This is a genomic window from Paractinoplanes hotanensis (assembly GCF_023717965.1).
Classification (GTDB): domain Bacteria; phylum Actinomycetota; class Actinomycetes; order Mycobacteriales; family Micromonosporaceae; genus Actinoplanes; species Actinoplanes polyasparticus.
The window spans coordinates 96,942-114,669 of sequence record NZ_JAMQOL010000044.1 but is presented as its reverse complement, the minus strand read 5'-3'; the positions used below and the strand labels follow the sequence as shown (position 1 = coordinate 114,669).

Genomic DNA, 17,728 nt, shown 5'->3' with positions numbered 1-17,728 from the left:
CATAAGATCCAGCAGGGCCGGACACCGTTCAGCCCGGTATGCGACGCTGGCGGCGATGATCGACGAAGCCGTTGCGCCGCCCGCCGTTCGCCCGCCATCCGGCCCGGACCGGTGGCGTAAATGGTGGCTGGCCGCCTTCGCGCTGATCATCGTCGTCGGGGCCGGTTTCGCGGTGGGCCGGCGTATCGAGCAGGACCCGGCTCCGGTGGCGGTCCCGCCCAGTGCCGCGCCGTTCATGTCGTCGCCGCCATCGCTGTCGCCGTCGTCGCCGCCACCCTCGGCCTCGCCGTCGAAAACCCCGCCGAAGCCCGTCCTGCAACTGCCGGGCGCGGTGCCCACCCGCGGTTCCGGCCAGTTCGCGTACGCCGCCGGGCGTGGTCCCGTCGTGGGCGGCAAGGGCCAGCTCCGGCGGTTCCGGGTGGCCGTCGAGAAGGGCAGCAACGAGGACGCGGCCGACTTCGCCGGGCAGGTCGCGGCCACCCTCGGGGACCCGCGCAGCTGGACCGGCGGCGGGCAATGGCGCCTGCAGAAGGTGGGCGGCGCCGACCCGGCCGACTTCACGGTGTATCTCGCCACGCGGGAAACGGCCGGCCGGATGTGCCTGCTGGGCGGCACCAACATCCGGGTCGGCGGGCGCCCGTACACGTCGTGCCGGACCACCGGGAAGGCGATCATCAACCTCGACCGGTGGCGGCTCTCGGCGACCCCGTACGTGACCGCGAAGGTTCCCCTCTCGATCTATCGGCAATATGTGATCAACCACGAGGTCGGCCACGAGCTGGGGCACCGCCATCAGGGGTGCCCGCGGGCCGGCGGCCCGGCCCCGGTCATGGTGCAGCAGACCCTCACGCTGCGCGGCTGTCACGCGTACGCGTGGCCGCGCCTCAAGGGAAAGGCGCTGACCGGCCCTTCGCTGTGAACGGCCGGGAAAATTCCCGCGTCCCGCATGCCGGGCCTATGGGTAACGTCATGGCCGATCGCGGCCGTCGCGAGTGACAATGGTGGGCGATCCTTACCGTCAACCCGGGGAGTTAACGTGGCACTGCCCCCGCTCGTCGAGCCGGCCGCAGAGCTGACCGTCGATGAGATCCGCCGTTATTCGCGGCACCTGATCATCCCGGATGTCGGGATGGACGGCCAGAAGCGGCTGAAGAACTCGAAGGTCCTGGTCGTCGGCGCGGGCGGCCTCGGTTCGCCGGCGCTGCTCTACCTCGCCGCCGCCGGTGTGGGCACGCTGGGCATCGTCGACTTCGACACCGTCGACGAGTCCAACCTCCAGCGCCAGATCATTCACGGCGTCTCCGACATCGGCCGGCCCAAGGCCGAGTCCGCCGCCGCGAGCATCCGCGAGGTCAACCCGCTGGTGAACGTGGTCATCCACAACACCGCGCTCGACGTCGACAACGTCAAAGAGATCTTCAGCCAGTACGACCTGATCGTCGACGGCACCGACAACTTCGCGACGCGTTACATGGTCAACGACGCCGCCGTGCTGCTCGGCAAGCCGTACGTCTGGGGGTCGATCTACCGCTTCGACGGCCAGGCCTCCGTCTTCTGGGAGGAGCACGGTCCCTGCTACCGCTGCCTCTACCCCGAGCCCCCGCCGCCCGGCATGGTGCCGAGCTGCGCCGAGGGCGGAGTCCTCGGCGTGCTGTGCGCGTCGATCGGCTCGATCCAGGTCAACGAGGCCATCAAGCTGCTGACCGGCATCGGCGAGCCGCTGGTGGGCCGGCTGATGGTCTACGACGCCCTCGAGATGGAATACCGCAAGATCAAGGTTCGGAAGGACCCGAACTGCGCGCTCTGCGGTGAGAACCCCACCGTCACCGAACTGCTGGAAGACTACGAGGACTTCTGCGGCGCGGTGTCGCCCGAGGCCGAAGAGGCCACGCTCGACGCGACCATCACGGCCCGCGAGCTGAAGGACTGGCAGGACTCGGGCAAGGACCTGTTCCTGGTCGACGTCCGCGAGCCGGCCGAGTGGGAGATCAACCGCATCCCGGGCGCGACGCTGATCCCCAAGGGCGAGATCCTTTCGGGCGATGCGCTGGCGCGCTTCCCGCAGGACAGGCAGATCGTGCTGCACTGCAAGTCGGGTGTGCGCTCGGCCGAGGCGCTGGCGGCTCTCAAGGCGGCCGGTTTCAAGGACGCCGTGCACGTCCAGGGCGGCATCGTCTCTTGGGTCAACACGGTCGACCCTTCGCAGCCGTCGTACTGATTCCGTGACCGCCCGATCACGCTGAGAAGTCGCGAGCCTGACTTCTCAGCGTGATGGGTGAGTGACGGAACGGACCTATTGGGCATGTGCCAGGACGGCGCGGCGAAATGCGGCAACGGGTTGTAGCGTCACCCGAGTGGTAGACATCGACGCTGCGACTGGTTATGTCGTCGCGCACGGCGACCCTGTCGAACGGGCGCGTCTCTCCTACCTGCGCACCGGTCAGCGCCCGGATCCCCAGGTGATCGACCGGATCGTCGAGGGGCAGACCGAGGCCGGCGGCTGGCCCGCCTCGACCGACGGCGCGGTCAGTTCGATCGACGCCACCTGCTTTCGTCTCAACGAGCTCGACGACCTCGGCGGCCTGCGCGGCGAGCCGGTCGACCGAGCGCTGGCCTGGCTGGCCGCTGTGCAGCGTCCGGACGGCACCTGGCAGGAGGCCGAGGAGCTCGCCGCCGAGGCCCCGGCCTGGGCGATGCCCGGCGATCCCGAGGCCACTCTCTATCTCACCACCCTGGCCGGCTTCTGGATGACGCTGGCCGAGTACGAGGCGCACCCCCACTTCGACGTGCCGGCCCGGCACGGCCGCACGCTGGGCGCCGCAGCCACCTGGGTCGTCCACCAGATCCGGCCCGACGGCACCTGGCCCTCGTTCCTGGCCGCCGGCTGGCACGCGGCCGGGCTGCTCTACGGCCAGCAGTACTTCTACGAGTCGGCGCGGGTGCAGCTCGTGCTGGGCGACCGGCTGCCCGACATGGCCCCGGCCGACGTCGCCTCGATGGCGGCGGCCCTGCGCCGCGTCAACCTGGGCGACGACTGGCTGCTCCAGAGCGCCCGCAAGCGCCTCGGCGAGACCCAGCGCACCGACGGCGGCTGGGACAGCGCCGAGGGCCCGATCTTCGACGTGAACACCACCCTGACCGTGCTGCGCGCCTGCCGCTGACACCCGTTCATGGTGATCCGCGCGGCGCGCCCGTCGTCGAACGGACCGGAGTCACCGTCGAATGTGGCCGTTGCCCGTCACGACGTACTTCGTCGAGGTGAGCTCGGGCAGCCCCATCGGCCCCCGGGCGTGCAGCTTCTGAGTGCTGATGCCGATCTCGGCGCCGAACCCGAACTCGCCGCCGTCGGTGAACCGGGTGGACGCGTTCACCATCACCGCGGCCGCGTCGACCCGGGCCGTGAAGTGCCGCGTGGCCGTCACCGACTCGCTCACGATGGCCTCGGTGTGGCCCGAACCGTAGCGGCGGATGTGGTCGACCGCGTCGTCGAGCGAGTCGACGATCGCCACCGCCAGGTCGGCCGACAGGTACTCGCGGCCCCAGTCCTCCTCGGTGGCCGGCACGACCGCCGGGTCGTACGCCGCCACCCGCGGATCGCCGTGCACGGTGACCCCGGCCTCGGCCAGCTCGGGCAGCACCAGCGGCAGGAACCGGTCGGCGATGGCCGCGTGCACGAGCAGCGACTCGGCGGTGTTGCAGGTGGACAGTCGCTGGGTCTTCGAGTTGACCGAGACCGCCAGCGCCTTCTCGAGGTCGGCGGCCTCGTCCACATAGACGTGACAGTTGCCGACACCGGTCTCGATCACCGGCACGGTGGACTCCTCGACCACCGTCTTGATCAGCGAGGCCCCGCCGCGTGGGATCAGCACGTCGACCAGGCCACGGGCCCGCATGAGCTCCTTGACCGAGTCCCGGCTGGTCGCGTCGAGCAACTGGATCGTGTCGGCCGGCAGGCCGCTGTCGGCCACCGCCTTGCGCAGCACCGAGACGATCGCCGCGTTGGAGCTGAGCGCCGAGCCCGAGCCGCGCAGCAGCACCGCGTTGCCCGACTTGAGGCAGATGCCGGCGGCGTCGGCGGTCACGTTGGGCCGGCCCTCGTAGATGATGCCGACCACGCCGAACGGCACCCGCACCTGACGCAACTCGAGCCCGTTGGCCAGGGTCGAACCCCGCACCACGTCGCCCACCGGGTCGGGCAGCGCGGCCAGTTCCCGCAGTCCCTCGGCCATCGCCTCGACCCGCGCCGGGGTCAGCGTGAGCCGGTCGATCATCGCCTCGGACAGGCCGCCGGTGCGCCCGTTGGTCACGTCGACCTCGTTCGCCGCGACGATGTCGGGCGCGCGCTCGACCAGGCGGTCGGCCATCAGGAGCAGCGTCCTGTCTTTGTCGGATCGGGTGGCGGCGGCAAGGTCGATGGCAGCCACGCGTGCGTCGGCGGCCTGCTGCAGGACGGTCGTCATGGCGTACCCCAGAAAGGTTCGGTTCTACAGGAGGACGAGGTCGTCGCGGTGCACGACCTCTCGTTCATATCCCGGGCCCAGAGCGGCGGCCAACTCGGGGGTGGAGCGTCCCAGCAGCGCGGGCAGTTCGACCGCGTCGTAGTTGACCAGGCCCCGGGCGACCGGCGCGCCCGACCCGGCGTCGACCAGGTCGACCGGGTCACCGGCGGCGAACGAGCCGTCGACCGCGGTGATGCCCGCGGGCAGCAACGACTTGCGCCGCGCGACGACGGCGGCCACCGCGCCCGGGTCGAGATGCAGCCGGCCGCGCGGCGCGGTCGCGTGCGCGAGCCAGAAGAGCCGGGCCGTCGGCCGGTGCTCGGCCGGACTGAACAGGGTGCCGACCTCGTCCCCGGCGAGCGCCGAACCGGCCAGGGGAGCGGCCGTGAGCACGACCGGGATGCCGAAGCCGGTGGCGATGCGGGCCGCCTCGACCTTGGTGACCATGCCGCCGGTGCCGACCTTGGACCGGCTCGGCGTGGCGATGTTGACGCCCTCCAGGTCGGAGTCGTGCACCACGTACGGAATCTTGCGGGACGACGGGTCGGACGGGTTACCGGTGTAGAGCGCGTCGACGTCGGACAGCAGCACGAGCAGGTCGGCCTGCACCAGCGCGGCCACCAGGGCGGCGAGGCGGTCGTTGTCGCCGAACCGGATCTCCTCGGTGGCGACCGTGTCGTTCTCGTTGACGATCGGCAGCGCGCCCAGGTCGAGGAGCTTGCGCAGCGTCCGGTACGCGTTGCGGTAGTGCGCGCGGCGGGTCACGTCGTCGACCGTGAGCAGCACCTGGCCGACGGTCAGGCCGTGCCGGGCCAGGCCCGCCGCGTACCGCCCGATGAGCAGGCCCTGCCCCACCGACGCGGCTGCCTGCTGAGTAGCCAGGTCGCGCGGCCGGCGCGGCAGGTTCAGCGGGGCCAGGCCGGCGGCGATCGCGCCGCTGGACACCAGCACCACCTCACGCCCGCCCGAGGCGAGCCCGCCCAGCACGTCGACAAGACTGTCGACGCGCCGCTCGTCGATTCCGCCGGCGGCCGTGGTCAGCGAGGAGGAACCCACCTTGACGACGATCCGCCGCGCACCGGTCACCAGTTCGCGCACCGGCCAATTGTGCTCGGCTGTCCCCGCGTACCCGGCCTGAGATCCCATATCGTGGCCCGGGTGACACCGCAGGAGTACGTCGAAGAGGTGCTTTCACTCGTTGAGCGGATCCCGCAGGGCCGGGTGATGTCGTACGGGGCGGTCGCCGATTCCCTGGCCGACCGCTCGGGCCGCAACTCCGCCCGCCTCGTCGGTTCGATCATGGCCCGGCACGGGGGCGCGGTCCCGTGGCACCGGGTCGTGAACAGCGCGGGTCGCATGCCACCCGGGCACGAACAGGAGGCCCGCCAGCGGCTACTGTCCGAGGGCGTTCCGCTGAAGGGCGAGCACGTGAACATGGCTCTCGCCTCGTGGCAGCCTGGTCTGTCCTGATGGAAAAGGGTCAGCCCAGCCGTACGGCGATGAGTGCGGCCCGCTATCGGGCGGCGCACCGGCGGGCACGTGCTGCGGGCTGCTATTCCCAGCCGATGAGGTACGCCGCGCCGCGCATCTGATACTCGAAGAAGCCGCGCCGGTCCTCGTCGACCGAATTGTTGAGCTGCCCGAACAACTCGGCGCTGATGGCGCCGCTCATCTGCACGAAGGCCGACAGGGAGGCGGCGACCAGTCGTGGCGGCGCACCCGGGGTGAACCGCTCGGCGACTGCGGCGAACTCCTCGGCGAACCGGCCGGTGATCGGCTGCCGGTCGGCGACCTCGCCGTTCTCGTACGCCTTCCGGACCACGTCCGCGATCAGCAGGATCACCCGCGTGGCCGGCCCGATCGTGTCCTGCGGGGCCTGGTAGCCGGGGACCGGGCTGCCGTAGATCAGGGCCCACTGGTGCGGATCGGCGAGGGCCCAATCCCGTACGGCGTGAGCCAGGGACAGGAAGCGCTCGAGTGCGTTCCCCCCGGTCGTGGCCAGTTCCGCGGCCTCGCCCACGGAATTGTAGGCATCGATGATCAGCGCGGTCAGCAACTCGTCGCGGCTCGCGAAGTACCGGTAGACCGCCGACGAGGCCATGCTCATGTCCCGCGCGACCGCGCGCAGCGACAGGTTCGCCCCGTCAGTGGCGAGGTGCCGGCGGGCCACGGCCTTGATCTCTTCGGTCATCTCGGCCCGCACGCGAGCCCGTACTCCGGAGGCGCTCATGCAGGCCAGTGTGCCACAACGAGAGCAGTGCTCTTGCTTTCTCCTCGTACGCATGGCATCGTTGCTCCTGTAAGAGAGCAGTGCTCACAAGGGAGAACAGCATGTCGAACCACGTTGTCGTCGGCTCCGGCCCGATCGGTTCGTCGGTCGCCCGTCTTCTCGCCGAGCGCGGCGAGCGTGTCCGCATGGTCACCCGTAGCGGTGGCGGCCCGGCCCATCCGCTGATCGAGCGGGTCGCCGCGGACGCCGCCGATGCCCGCCGCCTCACCGAGCTCACCCAGGACGCCGTGACGCTCTACAACTGCGCGAACCCGAAGTACACGGAGTGGGAGAAGCTCTGGTTCCCCCTGAACGACGCCATGATCGCCGCGACCAGGGCGGCCGGCGCGGTCTACGTGATCACCGGCAACCTGTACGGCTACGGCCCGCAGCCCGGCGGGCACATGACCGAGAACAGCCCGCTGGCCGCGGTCGGCCGCAAGGGCCGGGTGCGCATCAAGATGTGGCAGGACGCGCTGGCCAGCGGCGTGCGCACGGTCGAGGTGCGAGGCTCGGACTACCTCGGCGCCGGGGCGGTGGGCGTCTTCTCTACGGTGCTGCTGCCCGCGATCAACGCCGGTCGTGCCGCCTGGGCGCCCGGCGACCCGCACCAGCCGCACAGCTTCACCTACACGGGTGATCAGGCCCGCACGATGGTCGAGCTGTCGCACGACGAGCGCGCCTGGGGCAAGGCCTGGCACACGCCGACCGCCCCCGCGATCAGCATCCGCAACCTGGCCGACCGCTACTGCGCGCTGACCGGCCGGCCGCGGGTAAAGATCAACAAGCTGCCGCGCTTCGTGATGCGCGCGGCCGGCCTGGTGCACCCGATGTCACGTGAGCTGGCCGAGATGGACTACCAGTTCTACAACCCGTTCCACCTGGACAGCGGGCTCACCGAGCAGACCTTCGGCCTGCGCCCCACCGACATCGAGGTCGGCATCCGCGAGACCGTCGAGGACGCCAAGACCATCGCCACCCGCACGATGTGACCGCGCGGGTGATTTTCAGAGAAGGAAACCGACGCCGTCGCGGCGGGGATCGCCCGCCGCGCCGGCCCGGCCGACCGCGGTGACCCCGCCGAAGTAGTGATTGAGCCCCGGCCACTGCTTGATCCGCCACCCGGCCGCGGCCAGCGCGCCCAGTTCGTCCCGCCGGTAGCCCGGCTCGACGTGCACGGTGTCGTCGACGACGTGGAAGCGCGGCCGCCCGGTCGCCTCGGCCATCTCGAGCCCGTCGACCAGCACCCCGAGCAACGTGTCGACCAGGGCGGTGCGGATTCGGCTCGCTCCCGCCGACCCCGCCGCCACCGCGAGTTCCCCCTCCGGGGAAATCACTACGAGCGGGCACATGTTCGAGGACATCCGGCGGCCCGGCGCCAGGTCATCGGTCACGAGCTCGCCCTCGCCCAGCATCGAGTTGAGGTTGATGCCGAGCCCCGGGAGCCAGACCCCCGAGCCCAGCCCCAGCGTCGTGGTGATCACGCAGGCGTTCCCGTCCGAATCGACCACCGACACATTGGTGGTGTCGCCGATCTTCTGCCGCCCCTGGTCGCGCAGCGCCGCGGCGACCTTCACGGCCCGCCCGGGACGGGACAGGTCGGCCGGCAGCCCCGCGATCGTGTCGACAGTGCGGTTGAGGTCGTGGCGCGCGAGCACCCGATGTCCGGCCAGCGTCGCGTGGTCGACCGGCGTGTCGAGCACCTGGTATTCCGCCAGATCCCGCAGCCCCAGGCTGCCCCCGGCAGCACGGACCGTGTCGACCATGACCCCGGCGTACTCACCGGTGTAGAAAACCTGCGGCCCGGCCTCGGCCAGCGTGGTCATCGCCCGGCCCAGTCCATCGTGGAACAGCAGGTCGCCGCCCCGGAGCCGGCGGCCGTGGGGCGTGTAGACGGAAGCGCCCTCACCCCACGCCAGCGCCGGCGCGCAGGAGTCGAGGGTCAGCGCGTGCGCTGCCGGCACCGGTACGCCGCTGGTCGCCAGTTCGACCGCCGGCTGCACGACCTCGGCCCACGGCAGCCGGCCCCAACGCCGGTGCACCTCGCCGCAGCCGGCCGGCACGCCCGGGACCGCGACGCTGGCGCCGCCGATCGAGTAGACCTGCGGCATGCCGCCGAAGAACACATCGATGGCGACCATGGGACCTGCCTGCCGGTCACCGTCGGTGCCCGGCACCGAGACGAAGAAGTCGAGGCAGGTGGCCCGGCCGGTGCTCGCGTCGAAGTACGTCGCGAACCCGCCGCCGCCCAGTCCGGTGTAGATCGTCTCGCTGGCGCAGCAGGCCAGCACCGCCGCCACGGCCGCGTCGGCCGCCGTGCCCCCGTCCCGCAGAACCCGCAGCCCCGCCTCGGCCGTGGCCGGGTGGCTCGCCGCGACCCCGGCCGCAACCTTTTTCATCTGGCGAAGCGTAGGCGTCATCGCATGATCATGGTTACCATCCGCGGTCATGACGACCGCTGATCCCACTCCCGGTGTACAGGCGGCGGCCGCCCTGCCACGTCGTGTTTTGGCGGGATATTCGCTGGGTTCGCTGGTCACGGGGGCCTTCGGCACCGTGCCGGGATTGCTCCTGCTGCCCTATCTGACCGATACGTTAGGTGTGGCGGCTGGCGTGGCGGGTCTGCTCGTACTGCTGCCGAAAGCGTGGGACGTGCTGGTCAACCCGATCGCGGGCCGGATCTCGGACCGCCGTGGCGATCGACGGCCCTTCCTTCTCGTCGCGGGTCTGCTGCTCGCGGTGCTCTTCGCCGCGATCTTCGCCGGGCCGGTGGGCAGCGGGGCCGGCGCCGGCGCGTACGTCGCCCTCGCCTTCCTCGCCGCCGCCACCGCGTACGCGTTCTTCCAGGTGCCCTATGTGGCGATGCCGGCCGAGCTGACCGACGGATACGCCGAGCGCACGCGGCTGATGACCTGGCGGGTCGCCGTGCTGGCGTTGGCCATCCTCATCTCGGGCGCCCTCGCCCCGCTCGTCGTCGAGCAGACCGGCGGCGGCCTGGCGGGCCACCGATGGTCCGGCGTCTTCGTCGGCGCGCTCATCGTCGTGGGCACGCTCGGCGTCTACTTCGGCACGCGCACGGCCGACTCGCGCTCGGTCGAGGCGGTGGAGCCCGACCTGCGGACGCAGATCCGGATCGCGATGGCCAACGGTCCCTTCCGGGCATTGCTGCTCCTCTGGATCATTCAGGCCATCGGCATCGGCACGATGCTCGCCGGCGTGCAGTACTTCGCCGACCACGTCGTCGGACGGGAGTCGGGCGCCACCTTCCTCTTCGCGGCCTTCGTGGGGCCGGCCCTGCTGGTCATGCCGTTGTGGAGCCGGGTCGGCGGACGCATCGGCAAGCCCGGCTCGCTGGCCGCCGGCTCGTTGCTCTTCGCCGCCGGCGCCTTCGCGCTGCTGGCCGCGCCGGCGCTGCCCGCCCTGGCCGTCTATCTGCTGGTGGCTGTGGTCGGCGTCGGTTACGCGGGGCAGCAGGTCTTCGCGATGGCGATGCTGCCCGACTGCATCGCCTACGACACCGAGCGCACGGGCCGCCGCCAGGCCGGCGTCTTCACCGGGTTGTGGACGGCGGGGGAGACCCTGGGGCTCGCGCTCGGGCCGGGGCTGTTCGCATTGGTGCTCCAAGTCTTCGGATACGTCTCGTCGTCGAGCGGCGAGGCCGCCCCGCAGGACGACACCGCACGGCTCGGCGTGCTGCTCGGCTTCACCGTGTTGCCGGCCGTGCTGGTCGGCTTCGCGGTCGTTCTATTACGCGCCTACCGGGACGTCTCCCGATAGCGTCTTCGGTACCGCCCGAGCCGGGCGCGACCCAGTACCTTCGTCGGGGCCCAGCACCGACCGAAGACGCTTATCCCCTCCGCCCGCGTCAGCTAGCGTTCTCGCCATGTTCGAGGCGCTGCCCGCAGAGGGCGTTCCGAGTGACCAGATCCTTGCCGAGCTGCGGGGGCTGCGAGTCGCCGACCTGCCCACCCACGGCGGCCGGTTGTTCGCCTACGTCTACGACCCCGCACTCGACGGTCTCGACGATCTGGCCCGCGCCGCCCACGCCATCTCCGCCCACGTCAACGGCCTCGACCCGACGGCCTTCCCGTCGCTCCTGGCGATGGAAAACGCCCTGGTCGGCGCCGCGGCCCGGCTGCTCGGCGGCGACGAGCACACGGTCGGCAGCGTCACCAGCGGCGGCACCGAGTCGCTGATCCTCGCGGTGAAGGCGGCCCGCGACTCCCGGCCCGATCTCGCGACACCGCGCCTCGTGATCCCCTCGACCGCGCACGCCGCGTTCGCGAAGGCCGCCCACTATCTACGCGTCGCGCTCGACGTGGTTCCGGTCGGCGACGATCTGCGGGCCGACCCGGGGGCGATGGCCGCGGCCATCAGCCCCGACACCGTGCTGGTGGCGGCGTCCGCGCCCTCCTATGCCCACGGCGTGGTCGACCCGATCGCCGGGATCGCGGCGGCCGCGGCCGAGCGGGGCGTGCGCTTCCACGTCGACGCCTGCTTCGGCGGCTGGGTGCTGCCCTATCTGCGCCGCCTCGGCGCCGACCTGCCGCCCTTCGACTTCGCCGTCCCCGGGGTCACCAGCATCTCGGTCGACCTGCACAAATACGCGTACGCGCCCAAGGGCGTCTCGATCCTGCTGCACCGCGACGAGGCGTTGCGCCTGCCGCAGTACTTCGCGTACGCCGGCTGGCCCGGCTACACCATGATCAATCCGGTCATCTCCTCCACCCGCTCCGGCGGTCCGATCGCCGCGGCCGTGGCCACCCTCCGACACATCGGCGACGCGGGTTACCTCGAGCTCGCCGCCCGCACCCGCGAGGCCGTGTCCGTCCTGGCCGAGGCTGTGCGCACCACTGAGGGCGTGCGGTTGTTCGCCCCGCCCGAGACCAGCGTCGTCTGCCTGGCCGCCGAGGGTGTCGACCTCTTCGTGCTGGCCGACGAGCTGGCCGCCCGCGGCTGGCACACCCAGCCTCAGATGGCCTACGAGAAGATGCCCGCCACCATCCACCTGACGGTGACCGCCTCGGTGGCCGCCACCGCCGCCGAGTTCGGCCCCGACCTGGCCGCCGCGGTGGCGGCGGCACAGGCCTCCGGCCCGGCCGACATCCCGGCGCAGCTGCTCGAAGCGGCGGCCGTGCTCACCCCCGAGACGGTCACCCCCGAGCTGATCGGCGGCCTGGCCGAGGGCCTGGGGCTCGGCGCCGGCGACTTCACCCGCATGGCCGCGGTCAACTCGCTGCTCAACGTCGCCCCGCCCGCCCTGCGCGAGGCGCTGCTCACCGGCTTCCTCAGCCTGCTGCAACGCCCGGCGCCGCCTGTGCCGGGCAGCCCGCCGGCCGAGCCTCCGCCCGCCTCGGGCAGCCCGTTCTTCGGGCATCCGCTGCACCGGCAGCGCTCCGCAACCACACCGCCCGCGGCCGCGGAGTAGGTTGACGTCGTGGCCGGTCTGCCAGGAGTGCTCGGGGAACCCATCAAGTTCGTGCTGAACTGGGGCCGGCGCTACTCCCTCTGGGTGTTCAACTTCGGGCTGGCGTGCTGCGCGATCGAGTTCATCGCGTCCAGCATGAGCCGGCACGACTTCATGCGCATGGGGGTCATCCCGTTCGCGCACGGTCCGCGCCAGGCCGACCTCATGGTCGTGTCGGGCACGGTCACCGACAAGATGGCCCCCGCCATCAAGCGGCTCTACGACCAGATGCCCGAGCCGAAATACGTCATCTCGTTCGGCTCCTGCGCGAACTGCGGCGGCCCCTACTGGGATTCCTACTCGGTGACCAAGGGCGTCGACCAGATCATCCCGGTCGACGTCTATGTGCCGGGCTGCCCGCCGCGGCCCGAGGCGCTGCTGCACGGCATCCTGCGCCTGCAAGAGAAGATCGCCGCCGAGCAGTCCGGTCCGGGCGGAGTGTCCCGGCCTGACCCACTTGCCGCGGGCCGAACGGCTGGTGCCGGCCGCGATGCGGCGGCGCTGACCTCCCCGTTGGTTGCTCCGCCCGCCCCGATGGTGGCCCCGCCGGCGGCAAGTGGGGACTAATCTCCGCACTATGAGCGATCAGTCGCGGGCCGACTTCATCATCGACGTTCTGACCAGGGAGTTCGGCGAGTTGATCGCCGTCGATCCGGCCGCCTTCCGGCGCAAGTTCCGCAAGATGGCCGCGTCGCCCTTCGCCTTCTACCGGGGCAGCGCCTCGCTCTTCTATGCCGACCTCACCGGCGCGTACGCGGACTCGAGCTTCCTCGACGAGCGGACCAGCCGGGTGTGGATCCACGGCGACCTGCACGCCGAGAACTTCGGCACCTACATGAACTCGTCGGGCCAGCTCGTGTTCAACGTCAACGACTTCGACGAGGCGTACGTCGGGCCGTTCTCGTGGGATCTCAAGCGGTTCTCGGCGAGCCTGGCGCTGATCGGCTACCAGAAAGCCCTCTCCGACGACGACATCTCGCAGCTGGTCACCGGCTTCGCCCAGTCCTACCTGACCGAGCTGCGGGCCATCGCGCGCGGCGGCGACGACGCGATCGGCTCGATCACCCTCGGCACCGCGGCCGGCGTGCTGCGCCGCGTGCTCCAGCAGGCGCGGCTCAACACCCGCATCGACCTGCTCGACGCGCAGACCACGATCGACGACTACGAGCGCCGCTTCGCCCTGGCCGACGGCGTGTTCGAGGTCGACGAGACGACCGGCGCCGCGGTGCGCGAGGCCTTCGACCGCTATCTCGAGACGCTGCCCGCCGCTGGTCGTCCGGTGGCGACCAACATCAAGGACATCAAGCTGCGCAAGGGTGTCGGCATCGGCTCGGCCGGCCTGCCGTCCTACAACCTGCTGCTCGAGGGACACACCCAGGCGCTCGAGAACGACGTCGTCATCTACATGAAGCAGGCCCAGGTGCCGGCGGTCGCGCGCTGGGTCGACGACGACCGGGTGCGGTCGTACTTCAAGCACCAGGGCCACCGCACCGCCGAGTCGCAGCACGCGTTGCAGGCGCACGCCGATCCGTGGGTCGGCTACACCACTCTCGAGGGTGTCGGCCAGCTGGTCGCCGAGGTCTCCCCGTACGCGGCCGACCTCGACTGGTCCGATGTCAACGAGCCCGACGAGCTGCGCGGGGTCATCAACGACCTGGGCCGGGCCGTGGCCCGCATGCACTCGGTGGCCGACGACGAGTCCAGCCACGACCTGGTCGATTTCTCGACCGAGGAGGCGATCGTGGCCGAAATCGACAAGGACGAGCCCGGCTTCGTGCGGCACCTGGTCGAGTTCGCCCACCGCTACGGCGACCAGGCCCGCGAGGACCACCAGGACTTCGTCGACGTCTTCCGCAACGGCCGCCTGCCCGGTCTCTGATCCCACACCCCGCAGCGGGGACTGCGGGCGGCCGGTCGGATCATAGGATGAGCCCATGACGCCTGAAGAGGTCGGTGAGCGCCTGGTGGCGTTGCTGACGGACGACTCCCCGGACGCGCCGCCGGGCGAGATCGTCGCCGGCCTCTCCGGTGGCGGCCCCGGGCACGAGCGTGCGGTGGTCGACGTCCCGGTCGCCCGATGGTGGGAAACCGTGGGGACGGCCAAGCACAACGGCGCTCTCGGCTGCGACTACTTCGACTGGCTCTCGGCCGTCGACGAGCTCGACGAGGGCTTCCGGGTGGTCGCACACCTCTACTCCACGCGGCGCCGGCACGCCCTGCTGCTGCGCACGCTCGTTCCCCGCGACAACCCGGTGATCGAGTCGGTGATCGAGCTGTTTCCCGGGGCCGCGTGGCACGAGCGCGAGACGTACGAGATGTTCGGCATCACGTTCGCCCGCCACCCCGACCTGCGGCCGCTGCTGCTGCCACCCGGGTTCGAGGGCCACCCGCTGCGTAAGGAGTTCGTGCTCGCCTCCCGGGTGGCCAAGGCCTGGCCCGGCGCCAAGGAGCCCGGCGAGTCCGAGGCCGGCACGGCGAAGCGCGCTCCCATGCGCCCACCCGGCGTCCCCGACCCGAACGAGTGGGGCCCCAAGGCCGGGCAGGCGCCACCCGCTCCGGCCCGCCCGCGACGCCCCGTGACTCCGCGCACGCCCACTCCACCGCCGGAAGAGGACGGGGACAACGCCTGATGCCGGTCTGGCTCGATCTCATCGTGCGGGTGGTCGCCGTGGTGGCCGCCTTCCTGGTGCTGCCGCTGGTGGTGGGGCAGGCCGAACACAAGGTGATGGCCCACATGCAGGGGCGGCTCGGCCCGATGTACGCGGGGGCCTTCCACGGCTGGGCACAGCTCGTCGCCGACGGGGTGAAGTTCGTCCAGAAGGAGGACGTCGCGCCCGGGGAGGCCGACCGGCGGGTCTTCCGGCTGGCCCCGATCGTCGCCCTCTTCCCGTACCTGCTGGTTCTGCTGGTCATTCCGCTCGGCCCGAACGGTCTCGTCGCCCAGGCGCTCGACGTCGGGCTCTTCTTCGTGCTGGCCGTGCTCGGCGTGGGCGTGCTGGCCGTGCTCATGTCGGCCTGGGCCTCAGCCAACAAGTACAGCCTGCTCGGCGGCCTGCGCGGGGCGGCTCAGCTGCTGGGGTACGAGCTTCCGCTCGTGCTCGCCGCGGCCAGTGTCGCCATGGCGGCGGGGACGCTGAGCCTGCCCGGCATCGTCGAGGCCTGGCGCCCGTGGTGGCTGCTCTGGCAGGCCCCGGCCGCGATCGTCTTCTTCATCGCCGGGCTGGCCGAGATCCGCCGCCCGCCGTTCGACATGCCGATCGCCGACTCCGAGCTGGTCTTCGGCTACATGACCGAGTACACCGGGCTGCGGTTCGCGTTCTTCCTGCTCGCCGAGTACGTGGGCATCGTCGTCATCGCCGCCCTGACCACCGTGCTGTTCCTGGGCGGCTGGCACGGCCCGTTCGCCGACCAGCTCGGCTGGCTGTGGACGCTGGTCAAGATCTTCGCCGTCTCGTTCGTGATCATCTGGTTCCGCGTGAGCTACCCCCGGCTGCGCGAGGACCAGCTGCAAAGGCTCTGCTGGCTGGTCCTGGTGCCGGTGGCGCTGGGGCAGCTCGTGCTGACGGCGGCCGTCAAGGTGATCACGTGAGCAGCGTGACCGGGTCCGTCACAGGTTGCGCGGCCGGACGCTGCTGAGCGGGATCTCGATCCGCCACGGACGGTCGAGGACGATCGTGTCGTCGCCGCTGAACGTCTCCAGCGGCTCGTAGATCTTCTCGTCCCTGTTTAGCTCGTACACGCTCACGGTGATCCCGTCCTTGGTCTCAACCAGCCAGTAGAACGGGATCCCTGCCTCGGCGCAGTAAGCAGGCTTGATGACCGAGTCGATGTGTTCCGAGCCGTCCGAGACGACTTCGACGACGAGGGCTGTGTCGGCCGGGTGGAACTTGTTGGTGTCGGGCTGGGCCGCCGAGAAGTTCACAGCCAGAACGTCGGAGGTTATCCGGCGCCGAGGGCTCAGCACGAGTTCGTTCGCATGGGTCACGAGCAGGTGCTCGGGGCAGCTTCGGGTGAGTTCGACGGCCAGAAGCGCGGTGAGGGCTTGATGGCTGCTCGGGAGGGAGCGGCTCGTCCGGAAGACACCGTCGAGAACCTCGCGCCGGACATGGTCCTCGGGGAAAGCGTCGAGTTCGTCGGCGGTCCAGTCGTTTCTGACAGCGCTCATCGGTCCCCCTCGCGGAAAACCTACCGGAAGATCTGACGGGGGTGTGCTCGCATCAAATGGGGTGACGGGGCAGGATATGCGTTTGTGAGTGACGACGGGGAGCGCGGCATGCCCGGCAAGGGGCTGGTGCAAGGGCTCGCCGTCACGCTCAAGACGATGACGCAGCGGTCGACCACCCAGCAGTACCCGGATGTCGAACCCGAGTTGCCGCCGCGCAGCCGTGGGGTCATCGCCCTCTCCGAGGAGAACTGCACGGTCTGCATGCTGTGCGCCCGCGAGTGCCCGGACTGGTGCATCTACATCGACTCGCACAAGGAAGAAGTCGTCGTCCCCGGCGCGGCGCGGTCGCGGCAGCGCAATGTGCTCGACCGGTTCGACATCGACTTCTCGCTCTGCATGTACTGCGGCATCTGCATCGAGGTCTGCCCGTTCGACGCGCTGCACTGGACGCCCGAGTTCGAGTACGCCGAGACCGACGTCCTCGACCTGCTGCACGACAAGGACAGGCTGGGGGAGTGGATGCGCACCGTGCCTCCGCCGCCGGCTCACGACGTGCTCGGTGAGCCCTCGAAGGAGGAGGCCACGGCGGCACGCAAGGCAGCCGGTCCGGGTGCGGCCACGGCCGCCAAGACAGCAAGGCCTCCCGTACGCCGCCCCGCCGCCCAAGCCGCAGCCGAGCCGGTTGAAAAGGCAGCGCCGGTTGAAAAGGCAGCGCCGGTCGAGAAGGACGAACCGGAGACGGGCCGGTGACCGTAGCGGACGCGCTGATGCTGGCTCTCGGCGCGATCGCGGTCGGTTCCGCCGTCTTCGTCGTCACCAGCGCGCACCTGGTCCGCGCCGGCTTCTATCTGGTGGTCAGCCTGGGCGCGACCGCCGGCCTCTACCTCGTGCTGGGCGCCGAGCTGGTCGCCTGGGTGCAGATCCTGGTCTACGTCGGCGCGGTGGTCGTGCTGCTGCTGTTCGCCGTCATGCTGACCCGGGCCCCGATCGGCCCGTCCCCGGATCTCGACCGTCCCGCACTGCCGGCCGCCCTGGTCGGCGGCGGCGTGGGGCTCGGCCTGACCGTCCTGCTGATCGACGCGTTCCGCTGGACGGAGTTCGAACTGCCCCCGACCGGCACCGGCCGCCGCGTCGGCGAGCAGATCTTCGGCGCCTGGGTGCTGCCGTTCGAGGTGCTGTCGATCCTGCTGCTGGCCGCCCTGGTCGGCGCGATCGTCCTCTCCCGCCCGGACATCGGGGCCCGTCCCGACCCGAACGCCCCGGCTGACGCGGACGTGCCCCCGCCGGGCCCGGTCGACGAATCGGACGAGGTGAAGGCCCGGCTCGAG

The 17,728-nt window shown here is 70.9% G+C and carries 16 protein-coding genes and 2 pseudogenes; 13 read left to right on the top strand and 5 right to left on the bottom strand.

Annotation, left to right across the window (positions count from 1 at the left end; all coding sequences use genetic code 11):
* The first annotated feature begins 55 nt into the window (after positions 1 to 55).
* The 3 genes from LXN57_RS30710 to LXN57_RS30700 all read left to right on the top strand — a co-directional run bounded on the left by LXN57_RS30710 (position 56) and on the right by LXN57_RS30700 (position 3,161).
* Positions 56 to 919 (top strand): DUF3152 domain-containing protein, encoded by an 864-nt coding sequence (locus LXN57_RS30710; RefSeq protein WP_251801665.1) that lies wholly within the window; start codon positions 56 to 58, stop codon positions 917 to 919.
* Positions 920 to 1,036: 117 nt separating this feature from the next.
* Positions 1,037 to 2,218: an adenylyltransferase/sulfurtransferase MoeZ gene (moeZ, locus tag LXN57_RS30705; RefSeq protein WP_251801664.1), complete on the top strand. Its 1,182-nt coding sequence runs from the start codon at positions 1,037 to 1,039 to the stop codon at positions 2,216 to 2,218.
* A gap of 136 nt (positions 2,219 to 2,354) precedes the next feature.
* The gene (locus tag LXN57_RS30700) at positions 2,355 to 3,161 is read left to right on the top strand and encodes a prenyltransferase/squalene oxidase repeat-containing protein (protein ID WP_251801663.1); all 807 of its coding nucleotides are present in this window, start codon (positions 2,355 to 2,357) and stop codon (positions 3,159 to 3,161) included.
* Positions 3,162 to 3,212: 51 nt separating this feature from the next.
* Here LXN57_RS30700 and LXN57_RS30695 read toward each other — a convergent pair whose 3' ends face one another.
* Both LXN57_RS30695 and proB read right to left on the bottom strand, forming a co-directional pair.
* Positions 3,213 to 4,460: a glutamate-5-semialdehyde dehydrogenase gene (locus LXN57_RS30695; protein ID WP_251801662.1), complete on the bottom strand. Its 1,248-nt coding sequence runs from the start codon at positions 4,458 to 4,460 to the stop codon at positions 3,213 to 3,215.
* 24 nt (positions 4,461 to 4,484) lie between these two features.
* Positions 4,485 to 5,597, bottom strand: a complete 1,113-nt coding sequence (proB, locus tag LXN57_RS30690; RefSeq protein WP_251801661.1) for a glutamate 5-kinase — start codon at positions 5,595 to 5,597, stop codon at positions 4,485 to 4,487.
* A 60-nt stretch (positions 5,598 to 5,657) separates the two neighbouring features.
* Between proB and LXN57_RS30685 the strand changes: the two genes are divergently transcribed.
* Entirely contained in the window at positions 5,658 to 5,969 is a 312-nt protein-coding gene (locus LXN57_RS30685; protein ID WP_251801660.1) for an MGMT family protein, read from the top strand.
* A gap of 82 nt (positions 5,970 to 6,051) precedes the next feature.
* Here the strand turns inward: LXN57_RS30685 and LXN57_RS30680 are convergent, their stop codons facing one another.
* Positions 6,052 to 6,729, bottom strand: a complete 678-nt coding sequence (locus tag LXN57_RS30680; protein WP_251801659.1) for a TetR/AcrR family transcriptional regulator — start codon at positions 6,727 to 6,729, stop codon at positions 6,052 to 6,054.
* A 101-nt stretch (positions 6,730 to 6,830) separates the two neighbouring features.
* Between LXN57_RS30680 and LXN57_RS30675 the strand changes: the two genes are divergently transcribed.
* Positions 6,831 to 7,760 carry an NAD-dependent epimerase/dehydratase family protein gene (locus LXN57_RS30675; protein ID WP_251801658.1) on the top strand — a complete coding sequence of 310 codons (930 nt, stop codon included), beginning with the start codon at positions 6,831 to 6,833 and terminating at the stop codon, positions 7,758 to 7,760.
* A gap of 15 nt (positions 7,761 to 7,775) precedes the next feature.
* Here the strand turns inward: LXN57_RS30675 and LXN57_RS30670 are convergent, their stop codons facing one another.
* The gene (locus tag LXN57_RS30670) at positions 7,776 to 9,167 is read right to left on the bottom strand and encodes a gamma-glutamyltransferase (protein ID WP_251801657.1); all 1,392 of its coding nucleotides are present in this window, start codon (positions 9,165 to 9,167) and stop codon (positions 7,776 to 7,778) included.
* 49 nt (positions 9,168 to 9,216) lie between these two features.
* Here LXN57_RS30670 and LXN57_RS30665 point away from each other — a divergent pair, with 49 nt between their 5' ends.
* From LXN57_RS30665 to LXN57_RS30640, 6 genes and pseudogenes are all read left to right on the top strand, one after another.
* On the top strand, positions 9,217 to 10,545 hold the full coding sequence (locus LXN57_RS30665; protein WP_251801656.1) for an MFS transporter: 1,329 nt from the start codon (positions 9,217 to 9,219) through the stop codon (positions 10,543 to 10,545).
* 106 nt (positions 10,546 to 10,651) lie between these two features.
* Positions 10,652 to 12,076 (top strand): annotated as a pseudogene (locus LXN57_RS30660) (pyridoxal phosphate-dependent decarboxylase family protein); the annotation flags it as partial.
* A 129-nt stretch (positions 12,077 to 12,205) separates the two neighbouring features.
* Positions 12,206 to 12,802 (top strand): NADH-quinone oxidoreductase subunit B, encoded by a 597-nt coding sequence (locus LXN57_RS30655; RefSeq protein WP_221376914.1) that lies wholly within the window; start codon positions 12,206 to 12,208, stop codon positions 12,800 to 12,802.
* 10 nt (positions 12,803 to 12,812) lie between these two features.
* Complete coding sequence (locus LXN57_RS30650) at positions 12,813 to 14,114, top strand: DUF2252 domain-containing protein (RefSeq protein WP_251801655.1); 1,302 nt, start codon at positions 12,813 to 12,815, stop codon at positions 14,112 to 14,114.
* 55 nt (positions 14,115 to 14,169) lie between these two features.
* Positions 14,170 to 14,865 (top strand): NADH-quinone oxidoreductase subunit C, encoded by a 696-nt coding sequence (locus tag LXN57_RS30645; RefSeq protein WP_251801654.1) that lies wholly within the window; start codon positions 14,170 to 14,172, stop codon positions 14,863 to 14,865.
* On the top strand, positions 14,865 to 15,824 hold the full coding sequence (locus LXN57_RS30640) for a complex I subunit 1/NuoH family protein (RefSeq protein ID WP_251801653.1): 960 nt from the start codon (positions 14,865 to 14,867) through the stop codon (positions 15,822 to 15,824). The genes LXN57_RS30645 and LXN57_RS30640 overlap by 1 nt, the downstream gene beginning before the upstream one ends.
* Before the next feature lie 18 nt (positions 15,825 to 15,842).
* Here LXN57_RS30640 and LXN57_RS30635 read toward each other — a convergent pair whose 3' ends face one another.
* Positions 15,843 to 16,400, bottom strand: coding sequence for a Uma2 family endonuclease (locus tag LXN57_RS30635; RefSeq protein WP_251801652.1), 558 nt, complete (start codon positions 16,398 to 16,400; stop codon positions 15,843 to 15,845).
* A gap of 108 nt (positions 16,401 to 16,508) precedes the next feature.
* On the opposite strand from LXN57_RS30635, the gene LXN57_RS30630 reads away from it, so the two are divergent.
* Together LXN57_RS30630 and LXN57_RS30625 are read left to right on the top strand one after the other, a co-directional pair.
* Positions 16,509 to 17,150 carry a NuoI/complex I 23 kDa subunit family protein gene (locus LXN57_RS30630; RefSeq protein WP_251801737.1) on the top strand — a complete coding sequence of 214 codons (642 nt, stop codon included), beginning with the start codon at positions 16,509 to 16,511 and terminating at the stop codon, positions 17,148 to 17,150.
* A pseudogene (locus tag LXN57_RS30625) lies at positions 17,147 to 17,710 on the top strand (NADH-quinone oxidoreductase subunit J family protein); the annotation flags it as partial. The gene LXN57_RS30630 and the pseudogene LXN57_RS30625, both read left to right, overlap by 4 nt.
* Positions 17,711 to 17,728: the final 18 nt, after the last annotated feature.

What these genes read in the sequence shown, in the direction of transcription:
- LXN57_RS30695 (WP_251801662.1), bottom strand. Translation starts at nt 4,460, where the DNA reads ATGACGACCGTCCTGCAGCAGGCCGCCGACGCACGCGTGGCTGCCATC.
- LXN57_RS30670 (WP_251801657.1), bottom strand. Translation starts at nt 9,167, where the DNA reads ATGAAAAAGGTTGCGGCCGGGGTCGCGGCGAGCCACCCGGCCACGGCC.
- LXN57_RS30650 (WP_251801655.1), top strand. Translation starts at nt 12,813, where the DNA reads ATGAGCGATCAGTCGCGGGCCGACTTCATCATCGACGTTCTGACCAGG.
- LXN57_RS30675 (WP_251801658.1), top strand. Translation starts at nt 6,831, where the DNA reads ATGTCGAACCACGTTGTCGTCGGCTCCGGCCCGATCGGTTCGTCGGTC.
- LXN57_RS30680 (WP_251801659.1), bottom strand. Translation starts at nt 6,729, where the DNA reads ATGAGCGCCTCCGGAGTACGGGCTCGCGTGCGGGCCGAGATGACCGAA.
- LXN57_RS30635 (WP_251801652.1), bottom strand. Translation starts at nt 16,400, where the DNA reads ATGAGCGCTGTCAGAAACGACTGGACCGCCGACGAACTCGACGCTTTC.
- LXN57_RS30710 (WP_251801665.1), top strand. Translation starts at nt 56, where the DNA reads ATGATCGACGAAGCCGTTGCGCCGCCCGCCGTTCGCCCGCCATCCGGC.
- LXN57_RS30645 (WP_251801654.1), top strand. Translation starts at nt 14,170, where the DNA reads ATGACGCCTGAAGAGGTCGGTGAGCGCCTGGTGGCGTTGCTGACGGAC.
- LXN57_RS30640 (WP_251801653.1), top strand. Translation starts at nt 14,865, where the DNA reads ATGCCGGTCTGGCTCGATCTCATCGTGCGGGTGGTCGCCGTGGTGGCC.
- LXN57_RS30665 (WP_251801656.1), top strand. Translation starts at nt 9,217, where the DNA reads ATGACGACCGCTGATCCCACTCCCGGTGTACAGGCGGCGGCCGCCCTG.
- LXN57_RS30630 (WP_251801737.1), top strand. Translation starts at nt 16,509, where the DNA reads ATGCCCGGCAAGGGGCTGGTGCAAGGGCTCGCCGTCACGCTCAAGACG.